The sequence below is a fragment of the Streptomyces sp. NPDC037273 genome, assembly GCF_055603625.1.
Map to the genome: position 1 here is coordinate 135,070 of NZ_JBVJVO010000001.1, position 20,049 is coordinate 155,118.

21 protein-coding genes are annotated in these 20,049 nt (G+C 72.1%); 8 read left to right on the top strand and 13 right to left on the bottom strand.

The annotated features are described in order from the left end of the window. Positions 1-31: 31 nt before the first annotated feature. Entirely contained in the window at positions 32-820 is a 789-nt protein-coding gene (locus tag ACZ7G1_RS00625) for an MBL fold metallo-hydrolase (RefSeq protein ID WP_470882295.1), read from the bottom strand. Positions 821-893: 73 nt separating this feature from the next. On the opposite strand from ACZ7G1_RS00625, the gene ACZ7G1_RS00630 reads away from it, so the two are divergent. Further along, the gene (locus ACZ7G1_RS00630) at positions 894-1,499 is read left to right on the top strand and encodes a CGNR zinc finger domain-containing protein (protein WP_470882293.1); all 606 of its coding nucleotides are present in this window, start codon (positions 894-896) and stop codon (positions 1,497-1,499) included. Positions 1,500-1,603: 104 nt separating this feature from the next. On the opposite strand, the gene ACZ7G1_RS00635 is transcribed toward ACZ7G1_RS00630, so the two are convergent. From ACZ7G1_RS00635 to ACZ7G1_RS00655, 5 genes are all read right to left on the bottom strand, one after another. After that, positions 1,604-1,816 carry a hypothetical protein gene (locus ACZ7G1_RS00635; protein ID WP_470882311.1) on the bottom strand — a complete coding sequence of 71 codons (213 nt, stop codon included), beginning with the start codon at positions 1,814-1,816 and terminating at the stop codon, positions 1,604-1,606. A gap of 200 nt (positions 1,817-2,016) precedes the next feature. Further along, a complete protein-coding gene (locus tag ACZ7G1_RS00640) occupies positions 2,017-2,961 on the bottom strand; it encodes a cytochrome c oxidase assembly protein (RefSeq protein ID WP_470882292.1) in 945 nt (314 codons plus the stop codon). 104 nt (positions 2,962-3,065) lie between these two features. Continuing rightward, positions 3,066-4,091: a 6-phosphofructokinase gene (locus ACZ7G1_RS00645; protein ID WP_470882291.1), complete on the bottom strand. Its 1,026-nt coding sequence runs from the start codon at positions 4,089-4,091 to the stop codon at positions 3,066-3,068. A gap of 158 nt (positions 4,092-4,249) precedes the next feature. Continuing rightward, complete coding sequence (locus tag ACZ7G1_RS00650; RefSeq protein ID WP_470882290.1) at positions 4,250-4,978, bottom strand: type 1 glutamine amidotransferase; 729 nt, start codon at positions 4,976-4,978, stop codon at positions 4,250-4,252. A 19-nt stretch (positions 4,979-4,997) separates the two neighbouring features. Then, entirely contained in the window at positions 4,998-6,245 is a 1,248-nt protein-coding gene (locus tag ACZ7G1_RS00655) for a MurT ligase domain-containing protein (RefSeq protein WP_470882289.1), read from the bottom strand. Positions 6,246-6,370: 125 nt separating this feature from the next. Between ACZ7G1_RS00655 and def the strand changes: the two genes are divergently transcribed. After that, positions 6,371-6,931, top strand: a complete 561-nt coding sequence (gene def / locus ACZ7G1_RS00660) for a peptide deformylase (RefSeq protein ID WP_470882288.1) — start codon at positions 6,371-6,373, stop codon at positions 6,929-6,931. A gap of 31 nt (positions 6,932-6,962) precedes the next feature. Here def and ACZ7G1_RS00665 read toward each other — a convergent pair whose 3' ends face one another. Continuing rightward, positions 6,963-7,610 (bottom strand): TetR/AcrR family transcriptional regulator, encoded by a 648-nt coding sequence (locus ACZ7G1_RS00665; protein WP_470882287.1) that lies wholly within the window; start codon positions 7,608-7,610, stop codon positions 6,963-6,965. Positions 7,611-7,773: 163 nt separating this feature from the next. On the opposite strand from ACZ7G1_RS00665, the gene ACZ7G1_RS00670 reads away from it, so the two are divergent. Both ACZ7G1_RS00670 and ACZ7G1_RS00675 read left to right on the top strand, forming a co-directional pair. Next, positions 7,774-8,988, top strand: a complete 1,215-nt coding sequence (locus tag ACZ7G1_RS00670) for an acyl-CoA dehydrogenase family protein (protein ID WP_470882286.1) — start codon at positions 7,774-7,776, stop codon at positions 8,986-8,988. A gap of 159 nt (positions 8,989-9,147) precedes the next feature. Continuing rightward, the gene (locus ACZ7G1_RS00675) at positions 9,148-10,527 is read left to right on the top strand and encodes a cytochrome P450 (protein ID WP_470882284.1); all 1,380 of its coding nucleotides are present in this window, start codon (positions 9,148-9,150) and stop codon (positions 10,525-10,527) included. 59 nt (positions 10,528-10,586) lie between these two features. Here the strand turns inward: ACZ7G1_RS00675 and ACZ7G1_RS00680 are convergent, their stop codons facing one another. Beyond that, on the bottom strand, positions 10,587-11,366 hold the full coding sequence (locus ACZ7G1_RS00680) for a putative protein N(5)-glutamine methyltransferase (protein WP_470882282.1): 780 nt from the start codon (positions 11,364-11,366) through the stop codon (positions 10,587-10,589). Continuing rightward, a complete protein-coding gene (locus ACZ7G1_RS00685; protein WP_470882280.1) occupies positions 11,359-11,841 on the bottom strand; it encodes a glutathione peroxidase in 483 nt (160 codons plus the stop codon). Before ACZ7G1_RS00685 ends, ACZ7G1_RS00680 begins: the two co-directional genes overlap by 8 nt. A gap of 36 nt (positions 11,842-11,877) precedes the next feature. Here ACZ7G1_RS00685 and ACZ7G1_RS00690 point away from each other — a divergent pair, with 36 nt between their 5' ends. Then, the gene (locus ACZ7G1_RS00690) at positions 11,878-12,105 is read left to right on the top strand and encodes a DUF6011 domain-containing protein (protein ID WP_470882278.1); all 228 of its coding nucleotides are present in this window, start codon (positions 11,878-11,880) and stop codon (positions 12,103-12,105) included. Here the strand turns inward: ACZ7G1_RS00690 and ACZ7G1_RS00695 are convergent. Continuing rightward, positions 12,094-12,843: a hypothetical protein gene (locus tag ACZ7G1_RS00695; protein ID WP_470882277.1), complete on the bottom strand. Its 750-nt coding sequence runs from the start codon at positions 12,841-12,843 to the stop codon at positions 12,094-12,096. The two genes, ACZ7G1_RS00690 and ACZ7G1_RS00695, sit on opposite strands and share 12 nt — an antisense overlap. Positions 12,844-12,990: 147 nt before the next feature. On the opposite strand from ACZ7G1_RS00695, the gene ACZ7G1_RS00700 reads away from it, so the two are divergent. Then, the gene (locus tag ACZ7G1_RS00700; RefSeq protein WP_470882276.1) at positions 12,991-14,061 is read left to right on the top strand and encodes an RNA ligase (ATP); all 1,071 of its coding nucleotides are present in this window, start codon (positions 12,991-12,993) and stop codon (positions 14,059-14,061) included. Positions 14,062-14,071: 10 nt separating this feature from the next. Here the strand turns inward: ACZ7G1_RS00700 and ACZ7G1_RS00705 are convergent, their stop codons facing one another. Together ACZ7G1_RS00705 and ACZ7G1_RS00710 are read right to left on the bottom strand one after the other, a co-directional pair. Next, entirely contained in the window at positions 14,072-14,938 is an 867-nt protein-coding gene (locus ACZ7G1_RS00705) for an acyl-CoA thioesterase (protein WP_470882275.1), read from the bottom strand. 13 nt (positions 14,939-14,951) lie between these two features. Next, positions 14,952-17,465: a DEAD/DEAH box helicase gene (locus ACZ7G1_RS00710; protein WP_470882273.1), complete on the bottom strand. Its 2,514-nt coding sequence runs from the start codon at positions 17,463-17,465 to the stop codon at positions 14,952-14,954. A 132-nt stretch (positions 17,466-17,597) separates the two neighbouring features. Between ACZ7G1_RS00710 and ACZ7G1_RS00715 the strand changes: the two genes are divergently transcribed. Further along, entirely contained in the window at positions 17,598-18,389 is a 792-nt protein-coding gene (locus tag ACZ7G1_RS00715) for a metal-dependent hydrolase (protein WP_470882271.1), read from the top strand. On the opposite strand, the gene ACZ7G1_RS00720 is transcribed toward ACZ7G1_RS00715, so the two are convergent. Beyond that, on the bottom strand, positions 18,386-19,144 hold the full coding sequence (locus ACZ7G1_RS00720) for a TetR/AcrR family transcriptional regulator (RefSeq protein WP_470882269.1): 759 nt from the start codon (positions 19,142-19,144) through the stop codon (positions 18,386-18,388). The two genes, ACZ7G1_RS00715 and ACZ7G1_RS00720, sit on opposite strands and share 4 nt — an antisense overlap. Before the next feature lie 110 nt (positions 19,145-19,254). On the opposite strand from ACZ7G1_RS00720, the gene ACZ7G1_RS00725 reads away from it, so the two are divergent. Beyond that, the gene (locus tag ACZ7G1_RS00725) at positions 19,255-19,962 is read left to right on the top strand and encodes an NAD(P)-dependent oxidoreductase (RefSeq protein ID WP_470882267.1); all 708 of its coding nucleotides are present in this window, start codon (positions 19,255-19,257) and stop codon (positions 19,960-19,962) included. The last annotated feature ends 87 nt before the right edge of the window (positions 19,963-20,049 follow it).

A 20,049-nucleotide genomic window follows, 5' to 3' on the forward strand; every position in this document is an offset into this window, starting at 1 on the left:
CGCCCCCCCCGGGGGGGGCGAGGCGGGCGGGTCAGTCGCGCTCGCCCAGGTCCAGGCGGTCGGCGAGACCGGCGGCGGCGAACGCGGCCACCAGCTCGTCGCGGCCCTCGGTGAAGTGGGCCCAGCTGTCGTAGTGGACGGGCACGATCCGGCGGGCCCCGAGGATCAGGGCGGCCTCGGCGGCCTGGGCGCTGTCGAGCACGATCGTCTCGCCACCGAAGAGGACGGCGAAGCGAGGGGCGCCGGCGAAGAGAACGGCGGTGTCGACCGGGGCGAAACGCGCGGCGACCTCCTTGACCGCGTCGAGGGAGGCGTTGTCACCGCTGACGTAGACCGTGGGCAGGCCCTCGCCGGTCAGGACGAAGCCCACGACCTGACCGAGGACCGGCTCGATCACTTCGCGCGGTCCGGGGCCGTGCACCGCGGGCACCGCGGTGACCGTGACGGTGCCGCCGCCGGGCCGGTCGAGCTCCACCGACTCCCAGTCGGCCAGGCCCTTGGCCCGCTCCCCGAGGCGGCGGCCGCCGCCGGGAGTGGTGAGGGTGAGCGGGACGTCGGCGAGCAGGGCCCGGCCCGAGGTGTCGAGGTTGTCGGGGTGCTCGTCGTGGGAGAGCAGCACCACGTCGACGCGGCCCAGGTCGGCGGTGGTGCCGGCCGGCGGAGCGGTCTTGACCAGGGAGGCGCCGGGCGCGGGGTACTCGCCGGGGGCGTCGAAGGTCGGGTCGGTCAGGAAGCGCAGGCCGCCGTACTCGAACAGGGCGGTCGGGCCGCCGAAGACGCGGACGGGGAACTGCGTACCGGCGGAGCTGTCGACAGACATCAGTACCTCACGGATAGAGGGCCGTTTATCCGTGAACCGTAGATGCTTCTCACGGATAGGCGCAAGGCTTAACATGAGAGTCATGAAGGAGTCCGTGACCACCGAACCTCCGGCACCCGCGCCCGGCGCCGAGCGGTACCCCTCGCTCGACCTCGCCAACAGCACGGTCGTGCTGCCCCACGGCCACCCCCTGGACCTCCTCGCCACCCCCGCCACCGCCGAACAGTGGCTCGTCGACCGGGACCTCGCCCCCCTCGACACCGGCATGACGGACTACTGCGCCGGCCGGCTGCGCTCCCACCGGGAACAGATCCGCGCCCTGCTCGCCGCCCAGGTCGCAGGAGAGCCGGCGCCCGCGGCGGCGCTGACCGCCGTGAACGAGGCGCTCACCCGCGCACCTTCCGCCGCCCTGCTCCAGTGGGACCCGGCGCGGGGCCTGTACCGCGAGGCGGCGCACCCCGTCGCCCAGATCGTCGAGCACGCCCTCGCGGTCCTCTCCGCCGACGTCGCCGACCTGCTCACCGGACCCGACGCCGAGCGCCTCACCGCCTGCGGCTCGCCCCCCTGCACCCGCTATCTGCTCCGCCACGGCCGCCGGCACTGGTGCTCGGTCCGCTGCGGCGACCGCGCCCGCGCCGCCCGCGCCTACGCCCGCCGCACCCAGGGCGCGCCGGACTGACCGGCCCGCTCGAATCGAACGGCCAGGCTCGGATCCGCGAAGAGCCGGTGTCGCGGCGGTGCCGGCTCAGGGCTGCGAAGGGCCGGTGTCGCAGCGGGCCCGGCTCAGGGCTGCGAAGGGCCGGTGTGGCGCGGTGGACGGGGGCGGGGCGAGGCCGGGACCGAGCTGTCGGCCGCCGCCATGCCGATCGTCGCGATGAGCAGCACCACCAGGCCGAACCAGAGCCAGCCACTGCTGCCGAGCGCCACCGTGTAGGCCGTCGTGAGCACCAGGGCCGCGCAGGTGAGCACCGCCATCGTCTTCGTGGGACCGGACATCAGTCCGCCCTCCTCCCGAGCGAGGTCGCGGAAGCCGTCCAGCCCATCGTGACCCCGCGACAGGGGCGCGCGCTACTCCCTGGACGCTCCGGCGTGCGCCGGTTCCGCGCCGGAACGCGAACCGGGCCCGGTGCCGGAGTCGGCGCCGGGCCCGGAAGGGTCCTGGGGGGCGGGGGAGTGGGGGAGCGGGGGAGCCGGTGTCAGCGGCTCCGGAGCGAGGCGAGGTACGCGTTGTACGCCGCCAGCTCCTTGTCGCCGTCGCGGTCGGCGGCGCGGTCCTTGCGCACGGCCTGGCGCTGCTCGGAGTGGTACCACTGGTAGACCAGCGCGATCAGCACGATCACCGACGGGATCTCGCTGAACGCCCAGGCGATGCCGCCCGCCGCGTTCTGGTCGGCGAGCGCGTCGATCCCGAGCGAGGCCGGCGGGTTCTTGTACGCGTCGACCAGCGGCTGCGTCGCCATCATCATCGCGATGCCGAAGAAGGCGTGGAACGGCATGCCCGCGAACAGCTCCAGCATCCGCATCACGTAACCCGGCCGGTGCGGCCCCGGGTCGACGCCCATGATCGGCCAGAAGAAGACCAGGCCCACCATCAGGAAGTGCACCATCATCCCGATGTGCCCGGCCTTCGACCCCATCAGGGAGTCGAAGAGCGGCGAGAAGTACAGCCCGTACAGGCTCGCGATGAACATCGAGATGGTGAACGCCGGGTGCGTGATCACCTTCATGTACCGGCTGTGCAGCAGCTTCAGGAGCAGCTCGCGCGGCCCCAGCGAACCCCGGGCGGCCACCGGGAGCGCCCGCAGCGCCAGCGTCACGGGAGCGCCGAGCAGCAGCAGGATCGGCGACAGCATGGAGATCACCATGTGCTGCACCATGTGCACGCTGAACATGACCATGCCGTAGTCGTTGAGCTTGGTGCACATCATCAGGCCGACGGACAGCACGCCGATGACGAAGAACACGGTCCGGCTCACCGGCCACGCGTCCCCGCGCCGCCGCAGCCGCGCCACACCCCACCCGTACAGACCGAGTGCCACGAGGCAGCCGGTCAGGAAGAAGAGGTCGGGAGAGAACTCAAGGCCCCGTCCCAGCGTGAACGGCGGCAGATCCGTGGTCATGCCGTGCCCGCTGTGATCCATCGTGTGTACTCCTGGAGCCCGTTTCGCGCTTGTTGTCCGCACCAGACTAGAACCGCCCCCGGTCGCGATCGCGACCGGGGGCGGGTGTCAGGCGGCGGTGTCCGTCAGAGCACGCACTCGGCCTCGGCGTAGCGGTCGGCCGGGACCGTCTTGAGGGTCTCCACGGCCTGGGCCAGCGGCACCATCGTGATCTCGGTGCCGCGCAGCGCGGTCAGCATGCCGAACTCGCCGCGGTGGGCGGCCTCGACCGCGTGCCAGCCGAAGCGGGTCGCGAGGACGCGGTCGTACGCGGTGGGGGTGCCGCCGCGCTGGACGTGGCCGAGGATCACCGGGCGGGCCTCCTTGCCGAGGCGCCGCTCCAGCTCCACGGAGAGCTGGTTGGCGATGCCGGTGAAGCGCTCGTGGCCGTAGATGTCGGTGCCGGCGGTCTTGAAGTCCATCGAGCCCTCGGCGGGCTTCGCGCCCTCGGCTACGACGACGATCGCGAACCGCTTGCCGGCCTCGAAGCGCTCGCCGACCCGGGCGGTCAGCTCGTCGATGTCGAAGGGGCGCTCGGGCACGACCACGGCGTGCGCGCCGGCGGCCATGCCGGAGTGCAGCGCTATCCACCCGGTGTGACGGCCCATGACCTCGACGACCAGGACCCGCTGGTGCGACTCGGCGGTGGTCTTCAGCCGGTCGAGGGCCTCGGTCGCCACCGTGACGGCCGTGTCGAAGCCGAAGGTGACGTCGGTGGAGGCGATGTCGTTGTCGATGGTCTTCGGGACGCCGACGATCGGGAGACCGGCCTCGGAGAGCAGGTTCGCCGCCTTCAGGGTGCCCTCGCCGCCGATCGGGATGATCGCGTCGAGCCCCAGGTCCGCGACGTGGCCCTTGGCGCGCTCGACGCCGTCGACCAGGTGCGCGGGCTGGACCCGCGAGGAACCGAGGATGGTGCCGCCCCGGGCCAGGATGCCGCCGACCGCGTCGAGGTCGAGCTTCCGGTAGTCGCAGTCCAGGAGGCCCCTCCACCCGTCGTGGAAGCCGATGACCTCGTCGCCGTGGTCGACGACGGCGCGGTGCACGACGGAACGGATGACAGCGTTCAGACCGGGGCAGTCTCCGCCGGAGGTGAGCACGCCAATGCGCATAGCCCAAAAACCTTTGCAACGTGGGCCGACTCCCGGACCACGTCGTCCGGCTGGATCCCCGCCACCCTATCGCCGCAGGGTGGCGGGGCCGAACCGGATGTCCGCACAGTGGACAACGTACTTTCGTACGAGGGACCAAGGGCGGTTCCCGTGCTGACTCAGGCGGGCTGCGTCGCCGCCGCGATGCGCTCGGCGCGCAGCGCCTCGTACCACCGGTCGTCGGTCGGCGGCAGCGCGTTGACGTCGAGGGCCAGCTTCAGGAGCAGGTCCGCGATCTGCGGGTTGCGCGCCATGACGGGACCGTGCATGTACGTACCGAAGACGGTGTCGTTGTACGCGCCCTCGGTGCCGTCGCCCGTGCCGTTGCCGTTGCCGAAGACGGTGCGGGCGAACGGGCGGGCCGTCGGGCCGAGGTGGGTGATGCCCTGGTGGTTCTCGAAGCCCGTCAGCTGGGGCAGGTTCAGGCGCGGGTCGATGTCCGCGAGGACGTCGCCGACGCAGCGGGCGCCCTCGCCGCGGGTCGTGGTGACGTCGAGCAGGCCGAGGCCCGGCTGGCGCTCGCCGACGTCGTTGATGAACTCGTGGCCCAGGATCTGGTACCCGGCGCAGACCGAGAAGATGATCGCGCCGTTGGACGCGGCCCGGGACAGGCCGCCGTCGCGGAGCAGCCGCTCGGCCGCGAGCCGCTGCGGACGGTCCTCGCCGCCGCCGATCAGGTAGATGTCGCCCGAGGTCGGGATCGGCTGGTCGCTGCGGACGTCGACGCGCTCGACGTGGAGACCGCGCTGTTCGGCACGGCGCTGGACGACGAGGACGTTGCCCTGGTCGCCGTAGGTGCTGAGCAGGTCCGGGTAGACCCAGACCAGGCGCAGGCTGCTGTCACTCATGCTGCAAGTCCTCTTCGGGTCAGTTGCCGACGCGGCGGCGGACGTCCTGGAACGCGGTGTAGTTGGCGATCAGCTCGATCTGCCCGGGCGGGGCCATCGTGACGGCCTCGTCCAGCGTCTCGCAGACGCGGAAGTCGACACCCGCGACCTCAAGCCGGACCGCCAGGTCGAGCCTGCGGTCACCGATCACCATGATCGGGTGGCCGGCGAGCCGGCCGTAGTCCACGTCCCACAGCCAGGAGGTGTCCGTGCCGTCGGCGCCGCGCGCGTTGACGGAGAGGATCACCGGGGCGGGCGGCCCGTCGATGAGGGAAAACGTTTCGAGCCAGCCGGCCGGGTTCTTCGCGAGCAGCAGACGCAGGTCGCGGCCCTGGAAGGAGACCACGTCGTAGCGTCCGGCGACGGCCTGCACCTGGTACATCCGCTCAAGGGCGACCTGCGGCGGCACGCCGAAGACGGCGGCGACGGCGGCCGACGTGGCGGCGTTCGCCTTGTTGGCGCGGCCGGGCAGCTGGAGGCGGATCGGCCAGGCCGAACCGTGCGGGTCGAGCACGTGGTCGCCGCTGAGCGCCCAGCTCGGCGCGGGACGGCGGAAGCCGCACTCGCCGCAGAACCAGTCGTCGCCCGGGCGCTGCATCACACCGCCGCAGGCGGGGCAGGACCAGGCGTCGTCCTTCCACTCCTGGCCGGCGGCGACCCACACCACGTTCGGCGAGGAGGAGGCGGCCCACACGATCAGCGGGTCGTCGGCGTTGGCGACGACCACGGCCTTGGTGCCGTTGAGGCCCTCGCGCCACTTCTCGGCGAGCATGCGGGTCTCGGCGGCGCGGTCGAGCTGGTCGCGCGAGAGGTTGAGCAGCGCGATCACCTTGGGCGTGGTGTCCCGGGCGACGCCGGCGAGGTACTTCTCGTCGACCTCGATGACGCCGTACTTGGAGTCCGAGCCACCGGCGAGCGCCGAGGTGATGCCGGCGGGCATGTTGGCGCCGAGGGCGTTCGAGACGACGGGGCCGGCGGCGCGCAGGGCCTCCGCGATCAGCCGGGTCGTGGTCGTCTTGCCGTTGGTCGCCGACACCAGGACGACGTCCAGATGCTGCGCGAGCCGGCCGAGGAGATCGGGGTCGAGCTTCAGCGCCACCTTGCCGCCGATCACCGATCCGCTGCCGCGTCCCGCCGCACGCGACACCGCGGCCGCGGCCCTGCCCGCCGTCACGGCCAGCTTGGCGCGCGGCGACAGCGGCTCTGGATTACCGGGGTGTCCTGACATCGTTCTTGTTCCTCCTTGCGTCGGTCCGGGCTCAGCCTATCGAGATCCGGCCAGCAGCCCGAACAGCGGCACCGTCGAGCGCCCGCCCGAAACCGGGAGGTCACAGGGACCGTACCCTTACGGCCATGCGAAACCGGCCCATCCCCGGCAGTTCCGGCCTCGTCCGAGCGATGACCCTGCTCGGCGACCCCGTGCTGCACACTCCCTGCGCGCCCGTCACCGACTTCGGACCCGAACTGGCCCGGCTCGTCGAGGACATGTTCGCCACGATGTACGCGGCGCACGGCGTGGGCCTGGCGGCGAACCAGGTCGGCGTGGGCCTGCGGGTCTTCGTGTACGACTGCCCGGACGACGAGGAGATCCGTCACCTCGGCCATGTGGTGAACCCGCGGCTCGTCGAGGCGGACGGTGACGTGTTCCGCGGCCCGGAGGGCTGTCTCTCGCTGCCGGGTCTCGAAGCGCCGACGCCCCGGTACGACCGTGCGGTGGTCGAGGGCGTACGCCTGGACGGCACCCCGGTACGGATCGAGGGCACCGGATTCTTCGCCCGCTGCCTCCAGCACGAGACCGACCACCTCGACGGCGGGGTCTACGCCGACCACGTCACGGGGTGGCGCAAGTCACGCCTGCTCCGCACGATCCGCAAGCAGCCGTGGGGCGACAAGGCGTCCGTGCTGGAGGGCTAGGGGGGGTTCTGCCGGTCAAGCCGGACACCCCCTAGAACCCCGGGCCGTCCGGGCGGTCGTCGGCCTCGGCCAGGCGGCCCCAGAGCAGGTCGGCGAGGCTTTGGACGAGCTCGGCGCGGGAGCAGGGGCGCTCGCCGAGCCACCAGTCGCCGGCGGCGTGCATCATGCCGACGATGCCGTGGCCCCAGATGCGGGCCTGGGCCTCGGCTGCGGGGCCGAGGTCGACGCGCTCGGCGATGACCTGGCCGAGCTCCTCGCCCATGCGGCGCAGCAGCGGGGCGGAGTGGCGGCCGACGTCGAAGCCCTGCTCGGCCTGGTGCGACTCCTCCGCCGGGTGCATGAGGAAGCGGTAGACCTGGGGCATCGCCTCGATCGAGGCGAGGTAGGTGTCGAGGGTGGACTCGACGCGGCGGCGCCGGTCGGAGGGGGCGTCGAGCGCGGCCCGCAGGGCGGCGAGGAGCGCGTCCGTGTGCCGGGTGGCGAGGGCGCGGTAGAGGCCGCCCTTGTCGCCGAAGTGGCGGTAGAGGATCGGCTTGGTGATGCCGGCCTCGGCCGCGATCGCGTTCATGGACGCCTTGGGGCCGTCGCGGAGCACCACCCGGTCCGCCGCCTCCAGCAGTTCGCGGCGTCGCTGTTCGGCGGGCGTCTGCCGGTCGGTGGTCCGGTGTGCGATGTCCATAAGCGTGTCTCCCCGCCCGTGCGATTCCGTGAGGCTGTCGCAACGTAACACCCGGGCGCGATCCGGTGCGGTCCGGGCCGAAGTGCTCCGCTGCTGGTTGACAGCCTCTACCCACCGGTAACACACTGCTGTTACCGCAAGTAACGTACCGCTGGGAGGGCACATGGGCGAGTTCACGCTCGAACTCAACGAGGACCAGAAGCAGGTCCGCGACTGGCTGCACGGCTTCGCCGCCGATGTGATGCGCCCCGCGGCCGCCGAATGGGACGAGCGTGAGGAGACTCCCTGGCCGATCATCCAGGAAGCGGCCAAGCTCGGCATCTACTCCCTCGACTTCTACGCCCAGCAGTTCTTCGACCCGACCGGCCTCGGCATCCCGATGGCGATGGAGGAGCTCTTCTGGGGCGACGCCGGCATCGCCCTCTCCATCGTCGGCACCGGCCTCGCCGCCGTCGGCGTCCTCGCCAACGGCACCGAGGAGCAGATCGGCACCTGGGTCCCGCAGATGTACGGCGACGCGAACGACGTGAAGGTCGCCGCCTTCTGCTCCTCCGAGCCCGACGCCGGCTCGGACGTCGCCTCCATGCGCACCCGGGCCGTGTACGACGAGGCCAAGGACGAGTGGGTCCTCAACGGCACCAAGACCTGGGCGACCAACGGCGGCATCGCCAACGTCCACGTCGTCGTCGCCGTCGTCGACCCCGAGCTAGGCTCCAAGGGCCACGCCTCCTTCATCGTCCCGCCGAACACCCCCGGCCTCTCCCAGGGGCAGAAGTTCCAGAAGCACGGCATCCGCGCCTCCCACACCGCCGAGGTCGTCCTGGAGGACGTCCGCGTCCCCGGCCACTGCCTCCTCGGCGGCAAGGAGAAGCTGGACGACCGCCTCGCCCGCGCCCGCGAGAAGGCCAAGGCCGGCGGTGAGCGCGTGAAGAACGCCGCCATGGCCACCTTCGAGGCCTCCCGCCCCGCGGTCGGCGCCATGGCCGTCGGCACCGCCCGCGCCGCGTACGAGGTCGCCCTCGACTACGCGAAGACCCGCGTCCAGTTCGGCCGCCCGATCATCGAGAACCAGGGCGTCGCCTTCCAGCTCGCCGACATGGCCACCCAGATCGACGCCGCCCGCCTCCTCGTCTGGCGCGCCTCATGGATGGCGACCGCCGGCAAGCCCTTCACGGCCGCCGAGGGCTCCATGTCCAAGCTGTACGCCTCCGAGGTCGCCAAGTCCGTCACCGCCCAGGCCATCCAGATCCTCGGCGGCAACGGCTACACCCGCGAGTACCCGGTCGAGCGGATGCACCGCGACGCCGCCATCTACACCATCTTCGAGGGCACCAGCGAGATCCAGCGCATGGTGATCAGCCGCGCGCTCGCGAAGTAGCCACCGGCCCGTCCGCCCACCGGTCCCGTGTCCGGTGGGCGGACGGCGTATCGGGCTCAACAGGCCATATTCGGGCGGCTGTTCGACCTCGACCGCCTCCCTGTGCGTTACTGCCTGAGGAACAGTCTCCAGGCCGCTGACGATCAAGGGGGAGCGATCATGGCCATCACCACCGGAACCGGTACCGAAGCACCCGAACTCGCGGGAATCCCGCTTCTCGGCTCCATGTTCGACCTCAAGAACGACGCCCTGGGCACCTTCCTGCGCGCCCAGCGCACCCACGGCGACGTCGTGAAGATCACCGCCGGGCCGCCCGGAATCCGCGCCACCGTCTACGGCGTCTTCTCCGCCGAGGGCGCGCAGCAGGTCCTCGCCGGAGAATCGGCCAACTTCCGCAAGGACAACGCCTTCTACCAGGAGATCCGCGAGTCCTTCGGCAACGGCCTGCTCACCGCCCAGGACGAGGACTACCTCCGCCAGCGCCGGCTCGTCCAGCCCCTCTTCACCAAGCGCCGCGTCGACGGCTACGCCGCGGCCGTGGCTGCCGAGGTCGACACCCTCACCGGCGAATGGCGCGACGGCGCCGCCGGCACCGTCGACGTCCTCCACGAGATGACCCGCCTCGCGCTGCGCGCCGTCGCCCGCATCCTCTTCGGCACGGACGTCGACGCCGCCGTCGACATCGTCGAGCGCAGCTTCCCGGAACTCGGCGCGTACGTGCTGAGCCGCGGCTACGCCCCGCTCAAGGTCCCGCGCAGCTGGCCCACCCCCGCCAACCGCAAGGCCGCCGGCGTCCACGAGGCGCTCTACCAGGTCTGCGACCGCATCATCGCCGAGCGGCGGGCCTCCGGACGGGCCTCCGGCGACGGCGACGACCTGCTCACCCTCCTCGTCGAGGCCGAGAGCGCCGAGGACGGCAGCTTCGACGCCACCGAGCTCCGCGAACAGGTCCTCGTCTTCCTGCTCGCCGGGCACGAGACCACCGCCACCTCCCTCGGCTTCGCCCTCCACCTGCTCGGCAAGCACCCCGAGGTGCGCAAGCGTGCCCACGAGGAGGTCGACCGGGTCCTCGCCGGCCGCACGCCCGGCGCCGACGACCTCGACGCGCTGCCCTACATCACCCGGGTCCTCAAGGAGACCATGCGGCTCTTCCCCGCCGCCCCGGCCATCGGCCGCCGCTCCGTCGCCGACACCGTGGTCGACGGCGTCACCATCCCGGCCGGCTCGGACGTCATCGTCGCCTGCTACGTCACCCACCGGCACCCCGCCTACTGGGACGACGCCGAGCGCTTCGACCCGGACCGCTTCACGCCCGAGGCGGAGGCGGCCCGCCCCCGCTACGCCTGGTACCCCTTCGGCGGCGGCCCGCGCGCCTGCATCGGCCAGCACTTCTCGATGCTGGAGTCGGTCATCGCGCTCGCGATGATGCTCCAGAAGTACGACGTCGAGGCCATCGACGACGACCCGCCCGTCGGCTCCGCGATCACCCTCTTCGCCAAGGGCCCGGTCCGCTGCCGCCTGGTGCCCAGGACCGCCTAGGCACCCCCGGGGCCCGGTCGGGGAGCGGACCCGTGCGGGTCCGCTCCCCGAACCGCCGGCTACGGGCGGGTCGCGACGACGATCGTCGCCCACCACTCCTCGGAGTAGAGGACCCGCGGCGCCAGACCGGCCGAGGACACCACCGCGGCGGCCGCCTCGGCCTGCCGCTCGCTCGTCTCCACGAACAGGTGCCCGCCCGGCGCCAGCCACGCGGGCGCCTCGGCGGCCACCCGCCGCAGCACGTCCAGACCGTCCGAACCGCCGTCGAGCGTGACGTGCGGCTCGTGGTCGCGGGCCTCGGGCGGCAGCAGCCCGATCTCCTCCGTCGGCACGTACGGCACGTTGGCGACCAGGATCTCGACCCGGCCCCGCAGCTCACCGGGCAGCGGTGCGAAGAGGTCACCCTCGTACACCCGGCCGCCGCGCGGCTCGACGTTCCGCCGGGCGCAGCGCACCGCCGCCGGCTCGATGTCCGAGGCGTGCACCTCCGCGCCCGCCACCCGGTCGAGGAGCACGGCGGCCGCCGCGCCCGAGCCACAGCACAGGTCGACGCAGACGGCGCCGGGCCGGGCGAGCTCCACCGCCCGCCCGATCAGGAACTCCGTACGCCGCCGGGGCACGAACACCCCGCCGTCGACCTCGATCCGCAGCCCGGCGAACTCCGCCCAGCCCACGATGTGCTCCAGCGGCAGGCCCTCGGCCCGCCGCTCCACCATCGCGTCCAGCTCCGCCGGACCGGCCGCCGCCGCGAGCAGCATCTCCGCCTCTTCCTCGGCGAACACGCACCCCGCGGCCCGCAGCCGCTCGACGACCCCCGTGCCCGTCCCCGCGTCAGACAAGCTGCGCCTCGATGGCCGCCACGACCTCGGGGGCGTCCGGCTCGGTGCGCGGACGGAACCGGGTCACCGCGCCGTCGCGGCCGATCAGGAACTTCTCGAAGTTCCACTGCACGTCACCGGCCTCGCCCTCGGCGTCGGCGACCTTCACCAGCTCCGAGTACAACGGGTGGCGCCCGTCGCCGTTGACGTCCGTCTTCTCCAGGAGCGGGAAGGACACCCCGTACGTCGCCGAGCAGAACGTCGCGATCTCCTCCGCGTTCCCCGGCTCCTGCCCCGCGAACTGGTTGCACGGCACACCGAGCACCGTGAAGCCGCGCTCCCCGTACTCCTTCTGCAGCCGCTCGAGCCCCGCGTACTGCGGCGTCAGGCCGCACTTCGACGCGACGTTCACCACCAGGACCGCGCGGTCCCGGTAATCGGCCAGCGACACCGGCTCCCCGGCCAGGCTCTTCAGCGGAATGTCGTACAGACTCATGGACTGCTCCTCGTCGAAATAGGGTTTGATCTCAACATGGGAGACGAACCACTGGCAATCGACATCGATTCCACACCACCCGACCGCCCCCGCCGCATCCCTTGCCGCCTCTGCGGCCGCCCCCTCACCGGCCCGCACTCCCGCCGCACCGGCCTCGGCCCCACCTGCGACGCCAAACTCCACCCCGCACCCCCGGACATCCGCACCCGCCGGCACGAGGTCGACCAGGACACGCTCCCCGGCCTGGACCCGTCAGCCGGCTGAGGCGACCAGCTCGGAGTACGCCACCCACCGCTCTTCGGGCGCGAGGGCGAGCAGCGCCACCTTGGCCGCCAGGAGCGGGTCGGCATGCCCGGCGACCCGGTCCACCGCGTGCTCGACGAGCCAGGCCTGGAGGCCTGGCAGGAGCGCCTCGCCGTCCATGTTCCAGGGCAGGACGGAGCGATCGTCCTGGAGCAGTTCGTCGATCCGGTACGCCACCCAGTCGCCGAGGTGCGCGTCCTCGGTCCCGCCCCGGGGCGCGGCCGCCCAGACGTCCAGCAGGGGTCCCGTCGAGCCGTGGATGTCCAGGCACAGCTCCCAGACGGCCCCGACGCCGTACGGGGGCTCCGGGTCGGCGAGCGTCTCCCGCCACCACGCGTCGAGGAAGTCCTCGATCGCCTCCGCCTGCTCGGACGGCCACTCCCGCCAGGCGGTGCGACCGAGCCCGGTGGGCAGGTACCCCATTCCGGAGAAGCGGCCGCCGGCGACGAACGCGAGGAACTCGGGCAGGAGCCGCCGGAGCACGGCGGGATGGTCCGGGAAGTGATCGGGGACCTCGTGGAACAGCGTTCGCACCAGGTCGTCACCGAGAGGCGCGCGAGGGACCGCGAGCAGTGCCAGTTCCCCCTCGCCGTAGCAGTGGAGACACCCGTCGGGACTCGCGGTCATACCGCCGAAGACGGTCTCCACCCGGCGAAGCGCCGCGGCGAGCGGCGGAGAGGGCGGGGCTGAGGAGGACATGGCATCGGTCCTGACAGGGACTCCACCGGATCGGCGCCCGGCGAAGATCACGACGCTACCAGGCCACAATTCGATCGCCCAGGGGAAATCCGGGTCGGCACAGTGGGCCGCGATGAGAGCGAAACCCGAGCGACCGGAGTCCTGAACATGTCGACCCTGCGTGTGACCGCCGAAGTCCTGACCGTCCATCCGCATCCCAACGCCGACGCGCTGGAGCTGGCGCAGGTGGGTCTCTACCGGGCTGTCGTGGCGAAGGGGGTGTACGAGACGGGGGACGCGGCGGTCTACATCCCCGAGCAGGCGGTGCTGCCTCTCGCGCTCGTCGAGGAGTTGGGGCTCACCGGGCGGCTCGCAGGGGGGAACTCGGACCGGGTGAAGGCGGTGCGGCTGAGGGGGGAGTTGTCACAGGGGCTGGTGTGTGTGCCGGGGGCGCTGGCCGGTACGGACCTGGTGCGGGCGGCGGCCGAGGGGACGGACTTCGCGGAGGTGCTCGGGATCACCAAGTGGGTGCCGCCGATACCGCCGACGATGAGCGGTGACGTGGAGGTCGCGCCGGATCTGCTGCCGTGGGTCGACATCGAGAACCTGCAGCGGTATCCGGACATCTTCGAGCCCGGGGAGCCGGTCGTCCTCACCGAGAAGCTCCACGGCACCGCCTGCCTGCTCACCTACGGCACCGAGGACGGCCGCGTGCAGGTGTCGTCGAAGGGGTTCGGGTCCAAGGGCCTCGCCCTCCAGGAGGACCCGCGCAACCTGTACTGGCGCGCCGTCCACGGGCACGGTTTGGCCGCCGTCGCCGAGCGGCTGGCGCAACGCCTCGGCGCGCGCCGGGTCGGCCTCTTCGGCGAGGTGTACGGCTCCGGGGTCCAGGACCTCGCCTACGGCGCCGACGCCCGCTCCGAGACCGTCGGGTACGCGCTCTTCGACGTGTCCGCCGAGATCGACGGCGAGGTCCGCTGGCTGGACCCGGCCGAGGTCCTGGAGCCCGGCGAGGTGCCGCTCGTGCCGAGGCTGTACGAGGGCCCGTACGACCTGGACACGGTCCTCGCGCACGCGAGCGGCCGGGAGACCGTCTCCGGCCGGGAGACGCACCTGCGGGAGGGCGTCGTCATCCGGCCGGCGACCGAGCGGTACAGCCCGGTCACGGGAGGCAGGGCCATCGCCAAGGCGGTCAGCCCGGCCTACCTGACGCGGAAGGGCGGCACCGAGTTCGAGTGACCGGGGAGAGTCACAGCTTCCTGAACAGGCCCTCCTGGACCACCGACACCAGGAGCCGGCCCTCGCGGTCGTAGATCCGGCCGCGTGCGAGTCCCCGGCCGCCCGTGGCGATCGGGGACTCCTGGTCGTAGAGGAACCATTCGTCCGCGCGGAAGGGGCGGTGGAACCACATGGCGTGGTCGAGGGAGGCCATGTCGAAGCCGCGCGGGCCCCAGAGCGGCTCGACGGGGATGCGGACGGCGTCCAGGAGGGTCATGTCCGAGGCGTAGGTGAGGGCGCAGGTGTGGACCAGCGGGTCGTCGCCCAGCGGGCCGACGGCCCGCATCCACACCGCCGAGCGGGGGTCGGCGTCCTTGACCTCCTCCTGGGTCCAGCGCAGCCGGTCGACGTAGCGGATGTCGAAGGGCTGGCGGCGGGCCATCCGCTCCAGGGCCTCGGGCAGGGCGCCGAGGTGCTCGCGGATCTCGTCGGCGAGGTTGGGCAGGCTCTCCGGGTCGGTGAGGTGCCGGGGCGGGAGCTGGTGCTCGAAGGCGCCGTCCTCCGGCTGGTGGAAGGAGGCCGTCAGGTTGAAGATCGTCCGTCCTTCCTGGACGGCCGTGACCCGCCGGGTGGTGAAGGAGCGGCCGTCCCGCACCCGCTCCACCTGGTAGACGATCGGGACGCCGGGGCGGCCGGGCCGCAGGAAGTAGGCGTGCAGGGAGTGCACGGGCCGGTCGCCCTCGGTGGTGCGGCCGGCCGCGACCAGGGCCTGCCCGGCGACCTGCCCGCCGAAGACCCGCTGGAGCGACTCCTGCGGGCTGCGCCCGCGGAAGATGTTCACTTCGATCCGCTCCAGGTCGAGCAGATCCACCAGCCTCTCGGCGGGGTTGGTCTCCACGGGCGCTCCTTGTCTACAGCTGTCCGACGGACGTCACGCGGACGACCGCGCGGCCCTCCTCGTCGGAGGCCGCGAGATCCACCTCCGCGCTGATGCCCCAGTCATGGTCGCCGTTCGGGTCGGCGAACGTCTGCCGGACGCGCCACAGCCCGTGCGCCGCGTCCTCCTCGATGGCGAGCAGCTTCGGGCCGCGCGCGTCGGGACCCGTACCGAGGTCGTCGTACTCGTCCCAGTACGCGTCCATGGCCTCGCCCCACGCGTCCGCGTCCCAGCCGGCCTCGGCGTCGAGTTCGCCGAGCGCGTCGACGTTGTCGAGGGCGGCGAGCTCGACGCGGCGGAACATGGCGTTGCGCACCAGGACGCGGAAGGCGCGGGCGTTCGCGGTGACCGGCTTGACCTGGTCGGCCTTCTCCTGCGCCTCCTCGGCCGTCTGGACCTCCGGGTTGGCGAGCTGCTCCCACTCGTCGAGGAGCGAGGAGTCGACCTGGCGCACCATCTCGCCGAGCCAGGCGATCAGGTCCTCCAGGTCCTCGGTCTTGAGGTCGTCCGGGATGGTGTGGTCGAGCGCCTTGTACGCGCTCGCCAGGTACCGCAGGACGATGCCCTCGGTCCGCGCCAGCTCGTACCAGGAGGTGAACTCCGTGAACGTCAGGGCGCGTTCGTACATGTCACGGATGATCGACTTCGGCGAGACCGGGTGGTCGCCGACCCACGGGTGCGACTTCCGGTAGACGTCGTAGGCGTGCCAGAGCAGCTCGCTCAGCGGCTTCGGGTACGAGATCTCCTGGAGCCGCTCCATCCGCTCCTCGTACTCGACCCCGTCCGCCTTCATCTGCCCGACCGCCTCGCCGCGCGCCTTGTTCTGCATGGCGGCGAGGATCTGGCGCGGGTCGTCGAGCGTCGACTCGACGACGGACACCATGTCCAGGGCGTACGAGGGGGACTCGGGGTCGAGCAGGTCGAAGGCGGCGAGGGCGAAGGTCGACAGCGGCTGGTTGAGCGCGAAGTCCTGCTGGAGGTCGACGGTCAGCCGGATCGTGCGGCCCTCGGCGTCGGGCGTGTCCAGCTGCTCCACGACGCCGCCGTCGAGCAGCGAGCGGTAGATCGCGATGGCCCGGCGGATGTGCCGCAGCTGGGCCTTGCGCGGCTCGTGGTTGTCCTCCAGGAGCTTGCGCATCGCCTCGAAGGCGTTGCCCGGCCGGGCGATCACCGAGAGCAGCATGATGTTGGTGACCTTGAAGCGGGAGGTCAGCGGCTCGGGCTCGGCCTCGATCAGCCTCTCGAAGGTGGTGTCGCTCCAGGCGACGAAGCCCTCGGGGGCCTTCTTGCGGACGACCTTGCGGCGCTTCTTGGGGTCGTCGCCGGCCTTCGCGAGCGCCTTCTCGTTCTCGATGACGTGCTCGGGGGCCTGTGCCACGACGAAGCCGGCGGTGTCGAAGCCGGCCCGGCCGGCCCGGCCCGCGATCTGGTGGAACTCACGGGCGCGCAGGGTGCGCACGCGGTTGCCGTCGTACTTGGTCAGGGCGGTGAAGAGCACCGTGCGGATCGGCACGTTCACGCCGACGCCGAGGGTGTCCGTCCCGCAGATCACCTTGAGCAGGCCCGCCTGGGCGAGTTTCTCGACGAGCCGGCGGTACTTCGGCAGCATGCCGGCGTGGTGGACGCCGATGCCGTGGCGGACGTAACGCGAGAGGTTCTGGCCGAACTTGGTGGTGAAGCGGAAGTTGCCGATCAGCTCGGCGATCTTGTCCTTCTCCTCGCGCGAGCACATGTTGATGCTCATCAGCGACTGCGCGCGCTCGACGGCCTGAGCCTGCGTGAAGTGCACGATGTAGACCGGCGCCTGCTTGGTCTCCAGGAGCTCGGTCAGGGTGTCGGTGATCGGCGTCAGCCGGTACTCGTACGACAGCGGCACCGGCCGGGTCGCCGAGCGGACCACCGAGGTCGGCCGGCCCGTGCGCCGGGTCAGGTCCTTCTCGAACATCGACACGTCGCCGAGCGTCGCCGACATGAGGACGAACTGGGCCTGCGGCAGTTCGAGCAGCGGGATCTGCCAGGCCCAGCCGCGGTCCTGCTCGGCGTAGAAGTGGAACTCGTCCATGACGACCTGGCCGATGTCGGCGTACTTGCCGTCCCGCAGCGCGATGGAGGCGAGGACCTCGGCGGTGCAGCAGATCACCGGCGCGTCCGCGTTCACGGAGGCGTCGCCGGTGAGCATGCCGACGTTCTCGGTGCCGAAGAGCTTGCACAGGTCGAAGAACTTCTCCGACACCAGCGCCTTGATCGGCGCGGTGTAGAAGGTCACCTGGTCGTTGGCCAGCGCGGTGAAGTGCGCACCGGCCGCGACCAGGGACTTTCCGGACCCGGTGGGTGTGGACAAGATCACGTTGGCGCCGGAGACGACCTCGATCAGCGCCTCTTCCTGGGCCGGGTAGAGCGTGATGCCCCGGTCCTCGGCCCAGGTGGAGAAGGCCTCGAAGAGGGCGTCGGGGTCGGCGGTCGGCGGCAGCTGATCGATAAGGGTCACGACCCCATCTTGCCCGCATTCCGCTCGGATGAGGGAACCGGCCACCGGCCTTCTTGATCGCGGACGATAGGCTCGTCCGTCGACCGGTCGTCAACTGAGCGCCGGCGTACGAGAAACGGGGCGGCAGCGACCATGATGGGACCGGCGCACTCACTGTCCGGAGCGGCGGCCTGGCTGGGTGTGGGAGCGGCCGCGGCCGCCTTCGACCACCCGATGCCGTGGCCGGTACTCGTCGTCGGGGCGCTCATCTGCGCGGGGGCGGCCCTCGCCCCCGACCTGGACCACAAGTCCGCGACCATCTCGCGCGCCTTCGGCCCGGTCTCCCGCGGTCTGTGCGAGGTCGTCGACAAGCTGTCGTACGCCGTCTACAAGGCCACCCGCTCCTCCGCGGACCCGCGCAGGTCCGGCGGTCACCGGACCCTCACCCACACCTGGCTGTGGGCGGTCCTGATCGGCGCCGGAGCCTCCGTCGCGGCCGTCACCGGCGGCCGCTGGGCGGTCCTCGCCATCCTCTTCGTCCATCTGGTGCTCGCCGTGGAAGGCCTGCTGTGGCGGGCCGCCCGGATGTCAAGCGACGTCCTGGTGTGGCTGCTCGGCGCCACCAGCGCGTGGATCCTGGCCGGCGTCCTCGACAAGCCCGGCAACGGCTCGGACTGGTTCTTCACCGGCCCCGGCCAGGAGTACCTGTGGCTCGGGCTCCCGATCGTCCTCGGCGCCCTCGTCCACGACATCGGGGACGCCCTCACCGTCTCCGGCTGCCCGATCCTCTGGCCCATCCCCGTGGGCCGCAAGCGCTGGTACCCCATCGGGCCGCCGAAGGGCATGCGCTTCCGGGCCGGCAGCTGGGTCGAACTGAAGGTCCTGATGCCCGTCTTCATGCTGCTCGGCGGGGTGGGCGGCGCTTCGGCGCTGGGCTTCATCTAGACGCTGTCCGGCATGCCGAGGGAGGTCAGAAGCCGGGCCAGCTCTTCTTCGAAGAGCTTGTCCGGGCTGGCCGTCTGGCGGCCGAGGTGCCCGTACACCTCCAGGGCCACGAGCCCGTGGAGGTGGCCCCAGAGCCGGAGGGCGAGGGCGACGCCGGCGGGCGGCAGGTCGGGGAAGGCGGGGCGGACCTTGTCGAGGAGTCCGGCGTCGAAGTCGGACCAGGTGAACGCGCTGTCCCGGTAGAGGGGTTCGGCGTACGGCCAGGCCGCCGCCGCGAGGCCCGCGAGTCCGGTGCAGACCCGGCGGGCCGCGTCCGGGGCGGGGCCCGCCTCGGGGGCCTGGTAGCCGGGCACGGGGTCGCCGTAGACGAGGCGGAAGCCCTCGGGGTTCGTCAGGGCCCAGGCGCGGAAGGCGCGGGCCCAGGCGAGGAGCCGGGCGGCCGGGGCCGTGGCCGGGGCGGCGGCCCAGGCGGACTCCACGGCGTCGGCGAGGGCCGAGTAGACGTCGTCGATGAGCGTGGTGACCAGGTCGTCGCGGGTGGCGAAGTAGCCGTAGATCGCGTTGGCCGTCATGCCCATCTCGCGGGCGATGGCCCGCAGGGTGATGGCGTCCGGGCCGCCGGAGGCCATCAGGCGCAGGGCCGTGCCCTTGATCTCGGCCGTGGTCTCGGCGCGTAGCCGCTCACGGCGTCCCCGGGTGGCCGGGGCCGTCCCCGTCCCCTTGGCCGTCGTCGCTGTCTCCGTCGTCCCGCTCATCGGGCCACCCTATCGCTTCCTTGGTAGGCGTATGGAAACTGCACGCCGTGAACTTCACGGCGTATAGTTTTCTCACGCCGTCACGTCAGATGTGATCACAGGGGAGAGTCATGCACATCGGAGTCATCGGAGCCACCGGCACCATCGGCAGCCGCGTCGTCGCGGAGGCCCTCGAACGCGGACACCACATCAGGGCCTTCAGCCGCGACGCCACCCGCGCGGCCGCCCGGGAGACCCGCGACGACATCACCTGGGCGAGCCTCGACGTCCTCGACGCCGGGGCCGTCGCCGCCGCCCTGCCCGGACTCGACGTCCTCGTCAGCGCCTTCCAGCCCGGGAACGCCTCCCGCGACCTCGCGGACACCGTGCGCCGGTCCATCGCCGACGCCGCCGTCTACGCCACCGCGGCCCGCGCGCTCCTCAAGGCCCTCGAGAGCCACCCGAGGACCCGGCTGATCGTCATCGGCGGCGCCGGCAGCCTGGAGGTCGAACCCGGAGTCGTCCTCGCCGACTCCGAGGAACGCCTCCACGCGACCCTCGACGAGGTGGGCCTGCCCCGCGCGTACGCGGCGGCGGTACGCGGCCACCGGGACGCCCTGGACGTGCTGCGCACCTCGAACCGCCGGTGGACCTACTTCAGCCCCGCCGAGGACATCGCGCCCGGCGAGCGCACCGGACGCTTCCGCGTCGGCGAGGACCAGCCGGTCCGCGACGCCGAGGGCCGCAGCCGCGTCTCGGCGGAGGACGCGGCCGTCGCCCTCGTCGACGAGGCCGAGCTGCCCCGCTTCGTCCAGCGCCGCTTCACCATCGGCTACTGACACCACCGGGGGGGGGGGGGGGGCGGCGGCCCCCCCCCGGGGGCGTACCCCCCCACCCGCGGCTCGACCGTTCCCGGACCGCCCCAG

What these genes read in the sequence shown, in the direction of transcription:
- ACZ7G1_RS00625 (WP_470882295.1), bottom strand. Translation starts at nt 820, where the DNA reads ATGTCTGTCGACAGCTCCGCCGGTACGCAGTTCCCCGTCCGCGTCTTC.
- ACZ7G1_RS00630 (WP_470882293.1), top strand. Translation starts at nt 894, where the DNA reads ATGAGAGTCATGAAGGAGTCCGTGACCACCGAACCTCCGGCACCCGCG.
- ACZ7G1_RS00635 (WP_470882311.1), bottom strand. Translation starts at nt 1,816, where the DNA reads ATGTCCGGTCCCACGAAGACGATGGCGGTGCTCACCTGCGCGGCCCTG.
- ACZ7G1_RS00640 (WP_470882292.1), bottom strand. Translation starts at nt 2,961, where the DNA reads ATGGATCACAGCGGGCACGGCATGACCACGGATCTGCCGCCGTTCACG.
- ACZ7G1_RS00645 (WP_470882291.1), bottom strand. Translation starts at nt 4,091, where the DNA reads ATGCGCATTGGCGTGCTCACCTCCGGCGGAGACTGCCCCGGTCTGAAC.
- ACZ7G1_RS00650 (WP_470882290.1), bottom strand. Translation starts at nt 4,978, where the DNA reads ATGAGTGACAGCAGCCTGCGCCTGGTCTGGGTCTACCCGGACCTGCTC.
- ACZ7G1_RS00655 (WP_470882289.1), bottom strand. Translation starts at nt 6,245, where the DNA reads ATGTCAGGACACCCCGGTAATCCAGAGCCGCTGTCGCCGCGCGCCAAG.
- def (WP_470882288.1), top strand. Translation starts at nt 6,371, where the DNA reads ATGCGAAACCGGCCCATCCCCGGCAGTTCCGGCCTCGTCCGAGCGATG.
- ACZ7G1_RS00665 (WP_470882287.1), bottom strand. Translation starts at nt 7,610, where the DNA reads ATGGACATCGCACACCGGACCACCGACCGGCAGACGCCCGCCGAACAG.
- ACZ7G1_RS00670 (WP_470882286.1), top strand. Translation starts at nt 7,774, where the DNA reads ATGGGCGAGTTCACGCTCGAACTCAACGAGGACCAGAAGCAGGTCCGC.
- ACZ7G1_RS00675 (WP_470882284.1), top strand. Translation starts at nt 9,148, where the DNA reads ATGGCCATCACCACCGGAACCGGTACCGAAGCACCCGAACTCGCGGGA.
- ACZ7G1_RS00685 (WP_470882280.1), bottom strand. Translation starts at nt 11,841, where the DNA reads ATGAGTCTGTACGACATTCCGCTGAAGAGCCTGGCCGGGGAGCCGGTG.
- ACZ7G1_RS00690 (WP_470882278.1), top strand. Translation starts at nt 11,878, where the DNA reads ATGGGAGACGAACCACTGGCAATCGACATCGATTCCACACCACCCGAC.
- ACZ7G1_RS00695 (WP_470882277.1), bottom strand. Translation starts at nt 12,843, where the DNA reads ATGTCCTCCTCAGCCCCGCCCTCTCCGCCGCTCGCCGCGGCGCTTCGC.
- ACZ7G1_RS00700 (WP_470882276.1), top strand. Translation starts at nt 12,991, where the DNA reads ATGTCGACCCTGCGTGTGACCGCCGAAGTCCTGACCGTCCATCCGCAT.
- ACZ7G1_RS00715 (WP_470882271.1), top strand. Translation starts at nt 17,598, where the DNA reads ATGATGGGACCGGCGCACTCACTGTCCGGAGCGGCGGCCTGGCTGGGT.
- ACZ7G1_RS00720 (WP_470882269.1), bottom strand. Translation starts at nt 19,144, where the DNA reads ATGAGCGGGACGACGGAGACAGCGACGACGGCCAAGGGGACGGGGACG.
- ACZ7G1_RS00725 (WP_470882267.1), top strand. Translation starts at nt 19,255, where the DNA reads ATGCACATCGGAGTCATCGGAGCCACCGGCACCATCGGCAGCCGCGTC.